Below are 15,925 nucleotides of genomic sequence, written 5' to 3' on the forward strand. Positions count from 1 at the left end.
GCGGGACGCTCCCACGAGCAGCCGAGGACGGAATGATGAACCGGACACCAGAGGGCACGGCAGAGCGGCAGATCGGGGTCTTCCTCCTGGACGACCACGAGGTGGTCCGGCGCGGCCTGCACGACCTGCTGGACGCCGAGAGCGACATCGTCATCGTGGGAGAGGCCGGTACCGCCGAACAGGCGCTGGCCCGCGTCCCCGCGCTGCGGCCCGACGTGGCGGTCCTGGACGTGCGGCTGCCGGACGGCGACGGGGTGGCCGTCTGCCGCGAACTGCGCTCGCGCATGCCGGACCTCGCCTGCCTGATGCTGACCTCCTTCGACGACGACGACGCGCTGCTCGACGCGATCCTCGCGGGCGCGGCCGGGTACGTGCTCAAGCAGATCAAGGGCTCCGACCTGGTGGCCGCCGTGCGGACGGTGGCCTCGGGCCGGTCGATGCTGGACCCGGCGACCACCGCACGGCTGCTGGACAACCTGCGCCGGGAGCAGAACGCCCCCGCGGAGGACTCCGCGCTGGCCGACCTGTCCCCCCGGGAGCGGGAGATCCTGGACCTCATCGGGGAGGGCCTGACGAACCGGCAGATCGGCCGACGGCTCTACCTGTCGGAGAAGACGGTCAAGAACAACATCTCGCGGCTGCTGGCCAAGCTGGGCGTCGAGCGCCGCGTCCAGGCGGCGGTCCTGGCCACCCACGCCCCGCCCGCCACCGCGCCACGCCGCCACCGCTGACCGGCGTCCGCCTATCCGTCCCGCGGCGGCCCGGCGGCCCGGAGCGGCCCGGAGTCCCGCGGCGGCCCGGCATCCAGCGACCCCCCGGTGCCGCCCAGGGGCACCGACCAGACGAGCCGGGTGCCGCCGGCCTCCGGCGCCTCGACGGTCAGCCCGCCGCCGAGCCGCTCGGCGCGCTCCGCCAGGTTGAGCAGCCCACTGCGCCGTCCGGCGGCCGGGATGCCGACGCCGTCGTCCCGCACGGTCAGAGCCACCCGGCCGCCGCCGACGACCAGGGCCACGTCGGCGGCGGTCGCGTGGGCGTGCCGGGCGACGTTCGTCAGCGCCTCCGCCAGCACGGTGACCACCTCGTCCCCCACCTCGGCGGGGACGTCCGTGTCCACCAGACCCTCGGTGTGCAGCGACGGGGTGAAGCCCAGCGCCCGCGCCGCCTCCTCGGCCGCCTCCGCCACCCGCACCCGCAGCCCGTGCCGGCGGACTCCCGGCTCCCGGCGGCGCAGGCCGAAGATGGTGGAGCGGATGATGCGCACCGTCTCGTCCAGGTCGTCCACGGCGTGCAGGAGCCGGTGCTCGGCCTCGGGGTGATCGACGAAGCGCAGGGCCGACTGGAGTGAGATGCCGGTGGCGAAGAGCCGCTGGATGGCCAGGTCGTGGAGGTCGCGGGCGATGCGGTCGCGGTCCTCCAGCAGTGCGACCTGCTCCGCGTCGCGGCGCCGGTCGGCCAGCTCCATGGCGAGCGCGGCCTGACCGGCGTAGGTCAGCAGCGGCGCGGTCTCGTGCTCCCCGAACGCCGGGGGCTCCCCGCGGGCCAGCAGCAGCACCCCGCGCACGTCCTCCCGGGACTCCATGGGCACCGCGACCGCGGGCCCCAGCCCCTGCCAGCGCCGCGGCCCCTCGGTGACGCGGGGGTCGTGGGCGATGTCGGGGCTGGTGATGGGCTTCCCCGCGCGCACCGCCGCGCCCACGAACGAGCCCTCGGCCGGCACCACCAGACCCTGGTGGCCCTCCCACCGCGCACCGGAGACACGCACGAAGCGCAGGTCGGCGCCCTCGTGGACGGGCACGGCCAGGGCGCCCAGCTCCGCGTGGAGTATGTGGCGGGCGTGCCGGACGATCAGCTCGACGACGGCGGACTCGTCGGCCCCCGACAGCAGGCTGGCCGTGACCTCGGCGTTGGCCTCCAGCCACCGCTGACGGTTGCGGGCCTGCTCGTACAGCCGGGCGTTCTCGACGGCGACCCCCGCCGCCACGGCCAGCGTCGAGAGCACGGACTCGTCCTCGGCGTCGAACTCCCGGCCGTCGCGCTTCTCGGTGAGGTAGAGGTTGCCGAAGACCTCGTCCCGCACGCGGACGGGCACGCCGAGGAACGTGTGCATCGGCGGATGGCCTTCGGGGAAACCCCGCGAGGCGGGATGCGCGGCGAGGTCGGGCAGCCGCAGCGGCCTCGGGTGGCGGATCAGCTCACCGAGCAGGCCGTGGCCGGTGGGCAGGTGGCCGATCTCCGCGTACTGCTCCTCGCTGATGCCCACGGGTACGAAGCGCGCCAGCATGCCGTCCTCGCCGATGACGCCCAGCGCCCCGTACTCGGCGTCGACCAGCACCGTCGCCGCCTCCACGATGCGGCGCAGCACCTGCGGCAGATCCAGTTCGCTGCCCACCGTCAGCACGGCTTCGAGCAGGCTGTGCACCCGGTCCCGGGTCCGGCGCATCTCGTCGACGCGGGCCTGCAGCTCGTCCACGAGTTCGTCCAGCGGCAGCCGTGGCAGGCCCTCGGACGATCCGCCCCACTCCGTGGTCACGGGGCCTCCTACGGCTGTCCGAAGGTGCGGCGGCTCCCCCCGCTTCACGGTACCGGCAGGCCCGTGCCCGCCGCACGGCGCGACGTGCAGGGATCGGCCGGACGGCGGGTTCAGCGCCCCGGGAGGCCCAACGCCCCAGGAGGCTCGGAGGGCGCAGGAGGACGGGGGAGCGCTGTGGCTCAGCGGAGGCTGCCCTCCGGCCACTGCCCGCTGCCGTAGGGCCCGTACAGGTCGAGCAGCCGGGTGCGGGCGTGCTGCAGCCGGTGCCCGACGATCTCCGCCACCCGCACGGCCAGCGCGTAGCCCAGCCGCGGATCCTCCTCGGCCAGCTCGCGCACCCTGACGGCGTCGAACTCCCACGCCCGGACGTGGCTGCGGGCCTCGGCCCCCAGGTGCCAGACATGCGGCGGCACCAGCCACGACCACCCGACGAGGTCACCCGAGTGGAGCACCTCGACGACGGCGGGGCGGCGGCCGGGCACCCGCAGGTCGATGGCCACGGAACCGCTGCGGATGATCCAGAACCGGTCGGCCCGCTGCCCCTCGCGGAAGATCCTCGTCCCGGCGGGGTACTCCATCGGGTGCGACAGGGCGAGCAGCCGTTCCCGGCCCTCCTCCGGCAGCGAACTCAGCAGGCTGTTCGCAGTGATGATCATGATGCCTCCCGGGCCGCCGCCGAGCCTGAACCGTTCCCTCCATCGTGGCGCCGGACCGCCCGGCCGGGGCAGGCCCGAAGGGCCCCGCGGGCGGACCCGCCCGGCCCTCGTGGCCGTGCCGGACGGGGCGGAGGCTGGAGGGGTCGCCGACGGCGAGCCGGACGAACGGAGAGTGGATCATGCACCATCGCACCGTGCGGGACCTCATGACGCGGAACGTGGTCCGGGCCCCGCGTGAGCTGCCGTTCAAGGAGATCGTGGAGCTGCTCTCCGACTCCGGGGTGACGGCCGTGCCAGTCGTGGACGCCGCCGGGCGCCCGATGGGCGTCGTCTCCGAGGCGGACCTCCTGCGCAAGGCGAGCGACCAGCCCGACGCCTCCGGGCTGACCGTCGTGCCGCACCTGGAGGCGTGGCAGCGGGCCAAGGCCGAGGGCGCGCGGGCGGAGGAGCTGATGTCCGCACCGGCGGTCTGCGCCCGGCCGGACTGGACGGTGGTCGAGGCGGCCCGGCTCATGGAGGTCCAGGGCGTCAAGCGGCTGCCCGTGGTGGACGCGACGGACCGGCTCGTCGGCATCGTCAGCCGCTCCGACCTGCTGCGGGTCTTCCTGCGCCAGGACCAGGCGATCCACGACGAGATCGAGCTCGACGTCATGCAGCACACCCTCGGGCTGGCCCCGCACCAGCTGGCCGTCGACGTGCGGGCGGGGCGGGTCACCCTGCGGGGCACGGTCGAGTCGCGGAGCACAGTGCCGCTCGTCGTACGGCTGTGCCGGGCCGTGGACGGCGTCGTGGCCGTCGACGAGCACCTCGCGTTCGACCGCGACGACACCGCCAGCGACGCGGAGAGCACGCACGCCGGCTGACCGCGGGGGACACACGAAGGCGGAAAGGGCCCATCCGCTTCTCGCGGACCCTGATTACGCGGTGCGCGGGCCTCTAACCGCTTCCCCGCGTCTCTCGTATCGGACCCTTTCCGTCACCTCCAGGAAAACACCGGGGGCCGGTCGGCGCCAGGGCCGACCGGCCCCCGCCCCGGCCCGGGACCCACGCGGGCCGTTCGGCCCTGCCGAGGCCCGTTCCCCGCGCGGTTCACTGAAGGCGGAGGGCGTCACCACGTCGCCCCGGGAGACGAGAGTGAGGAGGAGACCTGGTCATGGCCACACTCGCACGCAGGCAGCGGTTCCCCTTCGCGGAGCTGCCCGACTGGTTCGAGGACTTCCCGACCCGCTTCGCCATGCCGGGCATGGCGGACCTGTACACCATGCGGGTGGAGGAGTACACGGAGGAGGGTCGGTACGTCATCCGCGCGGAGCTGCCCGGCATCGACGTCGAGGACCTGGACGTCACCGTCGAGGACGGCGTCCTCACCGTCAAGGCCGAGCGGACCGAGCGCGAGGTCGACAAGCACCGCAGCGAGATCCGCTACGGGTCGCTGACCCGCAGCCTCACCCTGCCCAAGGGCGCCAACGACGAAGACGTCCGCGCCGACTACACGGACGGCATGCTCACCGTGAGCGTGGGTCTCGGCGAGGAGAAGGCGAGGCCGAAGCACATCGAGATCAAGCACACCATCTGAGACCCGGTGTGTCGCGGGCCTCCGGGCGGACCGACGGCCGCACGTCCGGGGGCCCGCGATCGTCGGATGTCGGCCTTCAGGTGCCGGGTGCCCCCGTGGTCCGCTCGACGTCCAGCTCCAGGAAGTGCGCCGAGCAGGAGATGCACGGATCGTGGTTGCGCACCGCCCGCTCGCACAGGGCGGTCAGCGCCTCGTCGGACGCCTCCCCCCGGTGCAGCGCGGCCTGGACGAGGCGGCGCAGGTCCTCCTCGATGGCCCCCTGGTTCTGCGCGGTCGGCGGCACGATGCGGGCGTCCGCGACCCGGCCCGCGTCGTCGAGCACATAGCGGTGGTAGAGCAGGCCCCGGGGCGCCTCCGTCGCGCCGTGCCCGACGCCCGCACGGGCCGGTACCTCCGTGTACGGCCGCTCGGGCGGCTCGTACTCCCCGATGATCCGCAGCGCCTCCTCGACGGCGTAGAGGACCTCCACCGCCCGGACGAGGATGCTCCGGTACGGGTTCCGGCAGACCTCGCCGGGGCCGCCCTCCGCCTCCGGGCGCAGCGGCGGCTCGCTCAGCCCGGCCTCCCGGGCCGCCTGCCGGGCCACCGGTGAGAGCAGGTGGCCGCTGACGGCGTAGCGGGCGAGGGAGCCGGTGAGGTGGCGCCGGCCGTCCAGCCGGGAGTGGAGCGCCGTGGAGTGGGGGACCTGCTCCTCGGCGACGTGCTCGGGGAACGCGTGGAGGGGGAAGGCGCGGGACGAGGGCGGGGAGCCCGGCTCCGGGTAGGGGAGCACGGTGGGGACGCCCGACTCGATGGCGTAGGTGCCGGGCTCGGCGAGCGCGAGCAGGTCGGCCTCGCACTCGGCCTCGGGGAAGTCGAAGCCCGCGACCCAGCGCACCGTGTCCCAGGCGTCGTCCAGCGCGGTGCGCAGCCGCTCGGCGAGCGGCCGCAGCTCGCCGCGTGTGGGCGCCCGGTGGAAGCCGCCGAGGCGCACGTTGACCGGGTGGATGGCGCGGCCCCCGAGCAGCTCGACGACGGCGTTCCCGGCCTGCTTGAGCCGCAGCCCGCGTTCGACGTGTGGCCGGTGCTCGCGCGAGAGGCCGACGACGTCGGCGTGGCCGAGGAAGTCCGGCGCGTGCAGGAGGTGGACGTGCAGCGTCTGGCTCTCGATCCACTCCCCGCAGTACAGCAGACGGCGCAGGGCCGCGACGGGCCCCTCGACGCGGACGCCGCACGCCTCCTCGACGGCCCGGCAGGCGCTCAGCTGGTAGGCGACGGGGCAGATCCCGCAGATGCGCGAGGTGAGGTCGGGCGGTTCGGTGTGGGCGCGGCCCCGCAGGAAGGCCTCGAAGAACCGGGGCGGTTCGTAGATCGCGAGCCGCGCCTCGGTGACGGTGCCGTCGTGGACGCGCAGGTGCAGCGCGGTCTCGCCCTCGACGCGGGCGAGGGCCGGGACGCGCAGCGTCCGGGTGCCGGGTGCGGGCTCGTTCATGCGGGACCGTGCTCCTCCACGTCCGTGAACGCGGTGACGTTGAAGGTGTGCAGGAGTCTGCCGACGTCCTCCTCGCTCATGCCGTCGCGGTGCATGAGCGGGACGAGGGCGGGGAGGTTGGTCGTCCCGGCGGGGCCGAAGCAGCCGTAGCAACCGCGCCCGTAGGCCGGGCAGATGGCCCCGCAGCCCGCGTGGGTCGCGGGGCCGAGGCACGGCGTGCCGTGGGCGACGGTCACGCAGACCGTGCCCCGTCGCTTGCAGGAGAAGCAGACGCTGTGGTTCGGGACGTCCGGCTTGCGGCCAGCGAGGAAGGCGGTGATGACCTCCAGCAGCTGGGTCCGGTCGATGGGGCACCCGCGCAGCTCGAAGTCGACGGGCACGTGGGCGGAGACGGGGGTGGAGGTGGCGAGGGACTCGATGTAGTCGGGGCGGGCGTAGACGGCTTCCAGGTACTCGCCGGCGTCGGCGTAGTTGCGCAGGGCCTGGACGCCGCCGGCGGTGGCGCAGGCGCCGATGGTGACGAGGCGCCGGGACGCGGCCCGCACGCGCCGGATGCGCGCGGCGTCCTCGGGGGTGCTGACCGAACCCTCGACGAGGGACAGGTCGTAGGGGCCCGGCCCGATGTCGCTCGACGCTTCCAGGAAGTGGGCGATCTCCAGCTCGGCGGCGATGCCGAGGAGTTCGTCCTCGCAGTCGAGCAGGGTGAGCTGGCAGCCGTCGCAGGACGCGAACTTGAACACCCCGAGCCGGGGGCGGGCGTCCGGTGCGGTGTGCGTGCTCATCTCACGGCTCCTCTCACGCCTTCCACGGCTGCTCTCACGGTCCCTCCACGGCTCCTCTCGACAGCTACCCCCGTCACAGCTCCCGGACGGCGAGCAGGGGTTCGGCCTCGTCGTAACCGACGACCGGGCCGTCCCGGCAGAGCAGCAGCGGCCCGAGCTGGCAGTGGCCGCAGTGCCCGGTGGCGCAGCGCATGTTGCGCTCCAGCGACACCCGCACCCGCCCGGGCGGCACCCCGTGGCCGAGCAGCGCGCGGGCGGTGGCACGGATCATGACCTCGGGGCCGCAGACGAACGCCGTGGTGCCTCCGGGAGCGAACCGCGCCTCGCCGAGCAGCGTCGTGACGACGCCGACCCGACCGGCCCAGCCGACGCTCGGCCGGTCGACGGTGGCGACGGCGAACGGGCGCCGCCAGTCGGGGAACTCGTCCTGGTAGAGCAGGTCTTGGGGGGACCGGGCCCCGGCCAGGACGTTCAGCCGCCCGTACGCCCGCGGCTCGGCCAGGACGGCGTGGACGAGGGGGCGCAGCGGGGCGAGCCCGATACCCCCGGCGATGACGAGCACGTCCCGGCCCCGGGCCGCGGCGAGGTCCCAGCGGGTGCCGAACGGCCCGCGCACCCCCACCGAGGCGCCCACCCGCAGTCCGCACAGCGCGCGGGAGACGGCTCCGACGGCGCGCACCGTGTGGGTGAGGCGCGGCCCCTCGGCGAGACGCGACACCGACACCGGGATCTCGCCGACGCCGAACGCGTACAGCATCGCGAACTGGCCCGGCGCGAAGGGCTCCAGAGCCCGGCCGACCGGCTCCAGCACGAGCGTGACCGTGTCGCCGGTGTCTTCGCGGCGGGCCACCAGGCGGTAGGGGAGCGGAACGAGCGTCATGGCGGCGGAGCACTCCCCTGCGGCGGCCCGTACAGGTCGAGCAGCCGGGTCCGCGTGGCGCGCAGCCGCTCCCCGATGGTGGCGGCCACCGCGGTGACCAGCGGCAGCCCCAGGGCCGGGTCCGCGGCGCACAGCGCGCGCACCGCGTCCGCGTCGAACTCCCAGGCGCGCACAGTCTCCAGGGTCTCGGCTCCGAGGTGCCAGCGGCGGGGCGGGAACAGCCACGACCAGCCGAGCAGTCCCCCGGCGCCGATCGTCTCGACGACGGCCCGCCCGGGGCCGGGGAGCTGCACGTCGAGCGCCACGACACCGCCGCGCAGCAGCCAGAAGCGGTCGGCGTCCTCACCCTCCTCGAAGATCCGGGTGGTGCCGGGGAGGGTGACGTCGCGGGCGAGCGCCAGCAGCCGCTCGCGGTGCTCGGGGGACAGCGCCGCGAACGTGCCGGTCACCGCGTCCGCGTCGGCCGGCGGAGTCACGTCCGGCCCTCCTTCCGCGTGGCCTCCTCGTGCAGGGCGTGGGCCTCCTCGGTGAGGTCGATGCCGGTGGGGCACCAGACGATGCACCGGCCGCAGCCCACGCACCCCGAGCTGCCGAACTGGTCGTGCCACGTGCCCAGCTTGTGGGTGAGCCACTGGCGGTAGCGGCTGCGCGGGCTGGCCCGCACCGGCCCGCCGCCCAGGAGCGAGAAGTCCAGGTCGTAGCAGGAGTCCCAGCGGCGCCAGCGCTCGGCGTGGTCGCCGGTCAGGTCGGTGACGTCCTCGGTGGTCGTGCAGAAGCAGGTGGGGCACACCATCGTGCAGTTGCCGCAGCTCAGGCAGCGCGCCGTGACGTCGTCCCAGCGCTCGGCCTCCAGGTTGTCCCGCATCAGGGTCCGCAGGTCCACCGGCGGCATGGAGCGGCCCATGCGGTCGGCGGCGTCGCGCACGGCGTCGGCCGCGGCGCGCCGGGTGGTGCCGTCGGCGGTGCGGCGGGGCAGCTCCGCGAGCACCTCCGCCCCCTCCGCGCTTCCACTGCGGCACAGGAAGCGGTGGCCCTCGCCGTCCACGACCTCGGTGAGCGCGAGGTCGTATCCCGCGTCGACGGCCGGGCCCGAGCCCATGGAGACACAGAAGCAGGTGGCCCCCGGCTCGGTGCACTCCACCGCGATGAGGAACGCGCCGGCGCGCCGGGAGCGGTAGGCCGGGTCCCGGTGCCGGCCGCCGGTCATCACCCGGTCCAGGACGCGGATGGCCCGCAGGTCGCAGGGCCGCACCCCGAGAAAGGCGTACGCGACGTCCCGGGGCCGGTCCTCGCGCACGGTCATCCCGCCGTCGGGCTCCCGGTCGGCCGTCCACTGGCGCACCCGCTCCGGGTGCAGGAACGTCTTCCACGACTGCGGCCCCGCGCTGTGGGCGAAGGCCGCCCCGTCCTCCCGGCGGCGCAGCCGGTACCGCCCCGCCTCCAGCTCGACGCCCCAGCCCCAGGGCAGTGCTCCGGCGGAGTCCAGCTCGTCCAGCACGATCGCGCCGTCGCGGACCGTCGGGCCGACCACCGTGCGGCCACGGCGCGCGAGGACGCGCACGAGCGCCTCCAGGCCGTCCCGGTCGAGCACCGCTCCGGCCCCGTCCTCCCGGCCCGCTCCGGCCGCTTCCGTCTCCGCGGGGTCCGTCATCCTCTGCCCTCGCCCTCCACGCGCGACACCCTGTGCTGCCAGGTCAACTACAGAGTGTCAGGAGGGTGGGGGCTTCCGGGCCGAAGCCGCCGGGTGTGTCCCCGTGCGGTCGCGGTGCGCGACGTCCGCCTCGATCAGCTCGGCCAGGCGCAGCACCACACGGGCCACCGCCGGGCTGAGCCCCCGGCCGAGCCCGTGATCCGCCCCCTCGACCGCGTAGCCGACCAGGCGTCCCGGAGCCCGCCCGAGGCCGTCGGCCAGCCGCAGCGCCTCGGCGACGCCGAGCCCGTGCGTGCTGTGCCGCCCCGCGGCCACGACGAGCGGTGCGTCCCTGGGGGCCGAACACCACCGGTGGATCCGCCCGGGGCGGGGCACAGGAGGGAAGCAGGCGTCGACGACCACCGTGAGCGCGGTGCCCTCCCAGAGGCCGATCAGCCGGCCCGGGTCCCCGTCGCACTCCGCGAACGCCGTACCCGGGGGCGGCGGACACCGCTCGGCCCGCTCCCGCAGCAGCGCGACGACGGCCCACCCGAGGCCGTCGTCACCCCGGAACGCGTTGCCCACCCCGATGACGGCCGTACCGGCGAGCGGCTCCATCGATCCGTACGTCCTCATCCTCGCGCGTCCCGGACAGCCCCCGTTCCGACCATCGTCGGCGCCCCGGCCCCGCGGGAGCCGCAGCGACGCACCGGGCGCGCGATCGGCGGTACGCGGACGGCGGTACGCGGGGGCGCGGTCAGCGGCCGGAGCCGGACCAGCGCGGCTCCACCACGTCCCACTCGCCCGCCCAGTCCGCGTCCGCGCGGCGGTCCAAGGCGTACAGACGGAGCTTGAGGAGTCCCAGGGAGGCCAGCGAGACGCCGCCGGCCACGGCGAGCCCGGCGTGCGCGGCGGCCAGGGCGACGTCCGCGTCCGAGCGGGGCGCGGCGGCCGGGTTCCCGGTGTCGTCGACCCACAGCGGCACGGTGCTCCCCGCGTCGGTTCCGCTGGACACCACCACGGTGCCCCGGTGCTCCTCGGCCTGCGGGAAGCGCCAGACCGCCGGCGCCGTCGCGTCACCGCCGCCACCCCGGTACGGGGACTCCCTCGGCTCCGCCTCGGCCAGCGTCCGCGCGCTCACCGAGTGCCGGTGCCGGGCCTCCTGCTCGGCCGTCCGGCTCTCGCCGTCCAGGATGGCCAGCCCGGCGGCCGAGCCCAGGACCACGGCCAGCGGCAGCGCGGCGGCGAAGCCGACGACCGCCCGGCTGCGCGCCCGGTCGAGATCGCGGCACAGCGGGCCGGTGTCCCGGCCCCTCGCCCGCCGCCAGTGCGCGCGCAGCGGCGTGCGGGGCGGGCCACTCCCGGGGGTCACGAAGTTCCGTCGGGACACGGGGCACCTCCTCCACCACGCGTACGCGCCCGGTCACCCGGAGTCGTCCACGGCGTCGTGGTCGACCTCGGGGTGCACGATCCTGCGGCCGGTGACCCGGGACGGGGTGATCGCCAGCCACCGTCGACGCAGCCCGCCGGGCCACGGCTCCGAGGCGGTCCGCTCGTCCAGCCGCCCGACGGTGTCCGGGTCGGTGACGGCCCACCCCTCGCCCACGGCCAGCACGCTCCAGCCCTCGCTGAGCACCTCGTCGATACGGTCCACCTCGAAGGCCACCTCGGCCCCCTCGACCGCCGCCGGAACGGTCTCCTCGGCCGTGCGGAACGCGATGTCCCCGGCGGACACCACGTAGTTGACGGGGACCACGGCCGGGCCCTCGGGAGTGATGACCGCCACCCGCCCAACGCCGTGCGAGCCGAGCAGCCCGCGGCACTCCGCTTCGTCCAGCTCCAGCAGCCGGGCGCCCCGGAACGCGGTGCCCCCGCCGGGCGGCCGGTCCGCCGCGCTCCCCGTCAGCTCCGCCAGCGTCGTCCGCAGGGCGTCGGCGAGCCGCAGCAGCACCCCGACACCGGGCGTGGCGGACCGCTCCTCGACGTAGCGGATGTACGTGGTCGCGGCGCCGGTGCGCTCGGCGAGCTCCTCGCGGCTCAGCCCCAGCTCCTCGCGCCGGGCGGCCACCCGCCGCCCGAGGTCGGTCCCGTGCCCGGCTCCGGTGCGCTGGTCCGCGGTGTTCGGCATCTCCCTCACGTCCCTCCGGACGACGGCTCACCGGCCACCGGCTCCGGCGCGAGCGTCCCGAGGGTGAGCGTGATCTCCGGCGGGTCGGTGAGCGTGTTCTTCACGGTGCAGTGCGAGACGACGGCCCTCAGGGCCGCGGCGCGCTCCGGTGGCAGCCCGGGCGCGTCGACCCGCAGGGCGAGCGTCGTGACGTGGGCCGGGGCGTGCGCGGCCAGGGTGTGCTCGGCGGTGACGCGCAGGCCGCGGCGGTCGAGTCCGTGCCGGTCGAGGAAGCGTCCGGCGTAGTGCGCGACGCAGGTGGCCACGGAGGCCACGAACAGTTCCACCGGCGAGGGGGCGGTGTCCCCGCCGCCCGCGGACTCCGGCTGATCGACGGTCAGGACGTGCCCGCGCACGCTCGCCTCGTACGCGTCACCGCCGAGCGGCACGACCTCCACGCGTCCCGGACGCCCGGAGTGCTGCTCGACGGCCGCCGCCTGGGCGAGCAGCAGCGCCGCGATGCGCCGGGCCTCCCGCGGGGTGAGCGACGCCCACACCTCGCTGTCGTCGTACGGCTCGCGCGCGGTGTCCAGGACCACCCGGCCCATCCCGGCGGGCAGCCCCGGCAGCGTGAACCGGGTGACGTTGACGTCCCGCCCGCAGCGCGTCCGCACGTGATCGCCGTGCTCCGCGTTCCGCTTCTCGTCCACAGGCCCACCATCCGCCCGCCGGCCGCCCGGCCTCCAGAGCCGAACGGCCCCCGCCCGGGGCTGATGGCCCCGGGCGGGCCAGCGCCCGCTCAGTGCGGCGTCAGGCCCTTGTAGAGCCCAGGGGGCAGGAGGCAGGGGCACGGCTTCACCGGCCGGAGGGTCAGGGGCGACGTGTCAGTCGTCGCGTCGTCGGCCACCGCGGTTCCCCGCCGCCGGGCACAACGAAAAAGGCGCCTTCCCCAGTGACGTTCGTCACCGCGAGAAGACACCTCAGTCGCTACTGCTGAGTGCGCGAGGGGGGAGTTGAACCCCCACGCCCTTTCGGGCACTGGAACCTGAATCCAGCGCGTCTGCCTATTCCGCCACCCGCGCATGGGTGCGTCGTCAGGATAGCCAACCATTCCGGGGCCCGTATCTCTCAGGTGGCCTCCAGGGCCTCCCCGGTGGGCTGCTCCCTGCCGACATCCAGAAGACTAGCACGCTGCCGAGGGTGCCCTCACATCCCTTGCGACCGCCCCCACGGCACCGCCGGGTGGGGGACACTGGGCGGAAGTCACCTCTACGATCCGTGTGAGAGGTGACACCCACGCGGCGGAGCGGGAAGCGGAACCAGCTCTTTCCCTCGCGCGTGGATACGATCAGTAAGCAGTACCGGTTGTTGCACCCTGGACGGACGCACGAGAACGCCGGAACGTGGGAAGGAGGTGCACCGTGGGAGTTCTGAAACGCTTCGAGCAGCGTCTCGAAGGCCTCGTCAACGGCACCTTCGCCAAGGTGTTCAAGTCCGAAGTGCAGCCCGTCGAGATCGCCGGCGCCCTCCAGCGCGAGTGCGACAACAACGCGACGATCTGGAACCGCGAGCGGACGGTCGTCCCGAACGACTTCATCGTGGAGCTCAGCGCCCCCGACCACGACCGGCTCTCCCCCTACTCCGCGCAGCTCGGCGACGAGCTGGCGGGCATGGTGCGGGACTACGCGAAGCAGCAGCGCTACACCTTCATGGGCTCGGTCAAGGTCCATCTGGAGAAGGCGACGGACCTGGACACCGGGCTCTACCGGGTCCGCAGCCGCACGATGGCCGCCAGCTCCTCGCAGCCGGGGCCCGCCTCACCCGCGCAGTACAGCGCCCCCGCCCCGCAGCACGGCGTCCCGCCGAGGCCCCCGGGCGCGCCGCGGATGCCGTCGACGCCGCCCCCGGGCGCCCCGCCCACGGTCGGCCACGTCCGGCGCTGGGTGGAGATCAACGGCAACCGTCACCAGATCTCCCGGACGACCCTCGTGCTAGGCCGCTCCACCGAGGCCGACGTGCGGATCGACGACCCCGGTGTATCCCGCAAGCACTGCGAGATCCGCACCGGCCCGACGGTCGTCGTCCAGGACCTCGGCTCGACGAACGGCATCGTGGTGGACGGACAGCGGACCACACACGCTACGCTCCGCGACGGCTCACGGATCGTCGTGGGCAGCACCACGATCATTTACCGGCAAGCCGAAGGGTGAAGCGGGGGCAATGTCAGAGCTGACCCTGACGGTCATGCGGCTGGGCTTTCTCGCCGTACTGTGGCTGTTCGTCATCGTGGCCGTGCAGGTCATCCGAAGTGATCTGTTCGGCACCCGGGTCACCCAACGGTCCGGGTCCGCGCCGCGCCGCGCGCCGGACCGCCAGCCGGCCCGGCCGCCGCAACAGGCGTCCGGCGGGGGCCGCGGAGGTGGCCGCAGCCGTCGGGGCGCCCCGACGAAACTCGTGGTGACCGAGGGGTCGCTCACCGGAACCACCGTCGCCCTCCAGGGGCAGACGATCACTCTCGGCCGGGCCCACGACTCCACGATCGTGCTGGACGACGACTACGCGTCCAGCCGGCATGCCAGGATCTACCCGGATCGCGACGGCCAGTGGATCGTGGAGGACCTCGGCTCGACCAACGGCACGTACCTGGACCGCAACCGACTCACCACGCCGACGCCGATCCCGCCCGGTGCGCCGATCCGCATCGGCAAGACGGTCATCGAGCTGCGGAAGTAGACGAACATGACGACCGGAGGGTGGGCACCGTGCGGATGTACCCGGAGCCGACAGGCGAGGTGCGCATGAGTCTGTCACTGCGTTTCGCCGCCGGATCGCACGACGGCATGATCCGCGACCACAACGAGGACTCCGGCTACGCCGGGCCGCGTCTGCTGGCCGTCGCCGACGGCATGGGCGGCCAGGCGGCCGGCGAGGTCGCCAGCTCCGAGGTGATCTCGACGATCGTGGAGCTGGACGAGGACGTGCCGGGCTCGGACGTCCTGACCTCGCTCGGTGAGGCCGTGCAGCGCGCCAACGACCAGTTGCGCGTCATGGTCGAGGAGGACCCGCAACTGGAGGGCATGGGCACGACGCTCACTGCCCTGCTGTGGACCGGGCAGCGGCTCGGCCTCGTCCACGTCGGCGACTCCCGCGCCTACCTGCTGCGCGACGGCGTCCTCAGCCAGATCACCCAGGACCACACCTGGGTGCAGCGGCTCGTCGACGAGGGCCGCATCACCGAGGAGGAGGCCACCACCCACCCGCAGCGCTCGCTGCTGATGCGCGCGCTGGGCAGCGGGGACCGGGTGGAGCCCGACCTCTCGATCCGCGAGGTGCGCGCGGGCGACCGCTACCTCATCTGCTCCGACGGCCTGTCCGGCGTGGTCAGCCACCAGACGATGGAGGAGACCCTCGCCAGCTACCAGGGCCCCCACGAGACGGTGGACGAGCTGATCCAGCTCGCCCTGCGCGGCGGCGGCCCGGACAACATCACCGTCATCGTCGCCGACGTCCTCGACGTGGACGGCAACGACACCCTGGCGGGCCAGCTCAACGACACCCCGGTCGTCGTCGGCGCCGTCGCCGAGACGCAGAACGACATCGGCGGCGGCCCCGGCGCCCAGGCCACCCCGGCCTCCCGCGCCGCGGCGCTCAGCCGCTCGGTGCCGCAGCAGTCGGCCGCCGAAGGCCCGCCGGAGGGCTTCGGCCCGCCCGGCAGCGGCCCGGCCATGGGCACCCCGCCCCCGGCCGGCGGGTTCGGCGACCCGGTGGACCCCCCCGAGGCCGAGGGAGAAGCGCCCCGCAGACGCGGCGGCTGGGTCAAGCGGACGCTGTTCATCGTGCTCGCGCTCGCCCTGCTGGGCGGCGGCCTGTACGCGGCCTGGAAGTGGTCCAGGGGTCAGTACTACGTCGGCGCCGAGGGCGACAAGGTCGCGCTCTACCAGGGGCTGAACCAGAAGCTGGGCCCGCTGGAGCTGGGCGAGGTCAAGAAGAACACCTCGATCGAACTCAAGTACCTGCCGGTCTACCAGCGCAACCAGGTCAAGGACACCATCTCCATGGGCAGCCTCGGCCAGGCCGAGGACAAGATCACGGAGCTGGCGGACCAGGCCGAGGTCTGCGAGATCGTGGCCCAGCAGAAGGCCTCCGCCGAGCAGGCCAAGCAGGAAGCCGACGACGCGCAGCCCGGCGGTGACGGCGGCGGCGGGTCCGTGGCCGACGACCCCGCCCCCGGACCCTCGCTGACGGCGGAGCAGCAGCGCCTCGCCAAGCAGTGCCGGACGCCGTGAGGGGCAG

Annotated in this window: 17 protein-coding genes and 1 tRNA gene; 6 read left to right on the forward strand and 12 right to left on the reverse strand. The window is 74.5% G+C overall.

Translation table 11 applies throughout. The features are described 5' to 3' along the window. Positions 1–35 precede the first annotated feature (35 nt). Positions 36–731 carry a response regulator gene (locus O7609_RS12480; protein WP_269736886.1) on the forward strand — a complete coding sequence of 232 codons (696 nt, stop codon included), beginning with the start codon at positions 36–38 and terminating at the stop codon, positions 729–731. A gap of 11 nt (positions 732–742) precedes the next feature. Here the strand turns inward: O7609_RS12480 and O7609_RS12485 are convergent, their stop codons facing one another. Together O7609_RS12485 and O7609_RS12490 are read right to left on the reverse strand one after the other, a co-directional pair. Beyond that, complete coding sequence (locus O7609_RS12485; protein WP_443072101.1) at positions 743–2,530, reverse strand: sensor histidine kinase; 1,788 nt, start codon at positions 2,528–2,530, stop codon at positions 743–745. A gap of 179 nt (positions 2,531–2,709) precedes the next feature. After that, positions 2,710–3,186, reverse strand: coding sequence for a cyclic nucleotide-binding domain-containing protein (locus O7609_RS12490; RefSeq protein WP_269736885.1), 477 nt, complete (start codon positions 3,184–3,186; stop codon positions 2,710–2,712). Positions 3,187–3,365: 179 nt separating this feature from the next. Between O7609_RS12490 and O7609_RS12495 the strand changes: the two genes are divergently transcribed. Together O7609_RS12495 and O7609_RS12500 are read left to right on the forward strand one after the other, a co-directional pair. Beyond that, positions 3,366–4,049 carry a CBS domain-containing protein gene (locus tag O7609_RS12495; protein WP_269736884.1) on the forward strand — a complete coding sequence of 228 codons (684 nt, stop codon included), beginning with the start codon at positions 3,366–3,368 and terminating at the stop codon, positions 4,047–4,049. Positions 4,050–4,339: 290 nt separating this feature from the next. Then, positions 4,340–4,762: an Hsp20/alpha crystallin family protein gene (locus O7609_RS12500; RefSeq protein WP_269736883.1), complete on the forward strand. Its 423-nt coding sequence runs from the start codon at positions 4,340–4,342 to the stop codon at positions 4,760–4,762. Positions 4,763–4,838: 76 nt separating this feature from the next. Here the strand turns inward: O7609_RS12500 and O7609_RS12505 are convergent, their stop codons facing one another. The 10 genes from O7609_RS12505 to O7609_RS12550 all read right to left on the reverse strand — a co-directional run bounded on the left by O7609_RS12505 (position 4,839) and on the right by O7609_RS12550 (position 12,714). Then, positions 4,839–6,233 carry a Ni/Fe hydrogenase subunit alpha gene (locus tag O7609_RS12505; protein ID WP_269736882.1) on the reverse strand — a complete coding sequence of 465 codons (1,395 nt, stop codon included), beginning with the start codon at positions 6,231–6,233 and terminating at the stop codon, positions 4,839–4,841. Beyond that, positions 6,230–7,015, reverse strand: coding sequence for an oxidoreductase (locus tag O7609_RS12510; protein WP_269736881.1), 786 nt, complete (start codon positions 7,013–7,015; stop codon positions 6,230–6,232). The genes O7609_RS12505 and O7609_RS12510 overlap by 4 nt, the downstream gene beginning before the upstream one ends. A gap of 73 nt (positions 7,016–7,088) precedes the next feature. Then, the gene (locus O7609_RS12515; protein ID WP_269736880.1) at positions 7,089–7,895 is read right to left on the reverse strand and encodes an FAD/NAD(P)-binding protein; all 807 of its coding nucleotides are present in this window, start codon (positions 7,893–7,895) and stop codon (positions 7,089–7,091) included. Further along, a complete protein-coding gene (locus O7609_RS12520; RefSeq protein ID WP_269736879.1) occupies positions 7,892–8,371 on the reverse strand; it encodes a Crp/Fnr family transcriptional regulator in 480 nt (159 codons plus the stop codon). The genes O7609_RS12515 and O7609_RS12520 overlap by 4 nt, the downstream gene beginning before the upstream one ends. After that, positions 8,368–9,546 carry a 4Fe-4S dicluster domain-containing protein gene (locus O7609_RS12525; protein ID WP_269736878.1) on the reverse strand — a complete coding sequence of 393 codons (1,179 nt, stop codon included), beginning with the start codon at positions 9,544–9,546 and terminating at the stop codon, positions 8,368–8,370. Before O7609_RS12525 ends, O7609_RS12520 begins: the two co-directional genes overlap by 4 nt. A gap of 57 nt (positions 9,547–9,603) precedes the next feature. Further along, a complete protein-coding gene (locus tag O7609_RS12530) occupies positions 9,604–10,161 on the reverse strand; it encodes a hydrogenase maturation protease (RefSeq protein ID WP_443072102.1) in 558 nt (185 codons plus the stop codon). A 121-nt stretch (positions 10,162–10,282) separates the two neighbouring features. Beyond that, positions 10,283–10,915, reverse strand: coding sequence for an Rv1733c family protein (locus tag O7609_RS12535; protein ID WP_269736877.1), 633 nt, complete (start codon positions 10,913–10,915; stop codon positions 10,283–10,285). 33 nt (positions 10,916–10,948) lie between these two features. Then, complete coding sequence (locus tag O7609_RS12540; RefSeq protein ID WP_269736876.1) at positions 10,949–11,653, reverse strand: helix-turn-helix domain-containing protein; 705 nt, start codon at positions 11,651–11,653, stop codon at positions 10,949–10,951. 5 nt (positions 11,654–11,658) lie between these two features. Beyond that, the gene (locus tag O7609_RS12545) at positions 11,659–12,342 is read right to left on the reverse strand and encodes an OsmC family protein (RefSeq protein ID WP_269736875.1); all 684 of its coding nucleotides are present in this window, start codon (positions 12,340–12,342) and stop codon (positions 11,659–11,661) included. A gap of 288 nt (positions 12,343–12,630) precedes the next feature. Further along, positions 12,631–12,714: transfer RNA gene (locus O7609_RS12550), tRNA-Leu, on the reverse strand. A gap of 339 nt (positions 12,715–13,053) precedes the next feature. Here O7609_RS12550 and O7609_RS12555 point away from each other — a divergent pair. From O7609_RS12555 to O7609_RS12565, 3 genes are read left to right on the forward strand one after another with little or no spacing between them, the layout of a single operon-like run. Further along, a complete protein-coding gene (locus O7609_RS12555; protein ID WP_269743590.1) occupies positions 13,054–13,842 on the forward strand; it encodes an FhaA domain-containing protein in 789 nt (262 codons plus the stop codon). A 10-nt stretch (positions 13,843–13,852) separates the two neighbouring features. Beyond that, the gene (locus tag O7609_RS12560) at positions 13,853–14,365 is read left to right on the forward strand and encodes an FHA domain-containing protein FhaB/FipA (protein ID WP_269736873.1); all 513 of its coding nucleotides are present in this window, start codon (positions 13,853–13,855) and stop codon (positions 14,363–14,365) included. Between the two features lie 20 nt (positions 14,366–14,385). Beyond that, positions 14,386–15,918, forward strand: a complete 1,533-nt coding sequence (locus tag O7609_RS12565; protein ID WP_269743591.1) for a Stp1/IreP family PP2C-type Ser/Thr phosphatase — start codon at positions 14,386–14,388, stop codon at positions 15,916–15,918. Positions 15,919–15,925: the final 7 nt, after the last annotated feature.

Source organism: Streptomyces sp. WMMC1477 (assembly GCF_027460245.1).
Lineage (GTDB): Bacteria > Actinomycetota > Actinomycetes > Streptomycetales > Streptomycetaceae > Streptomyces.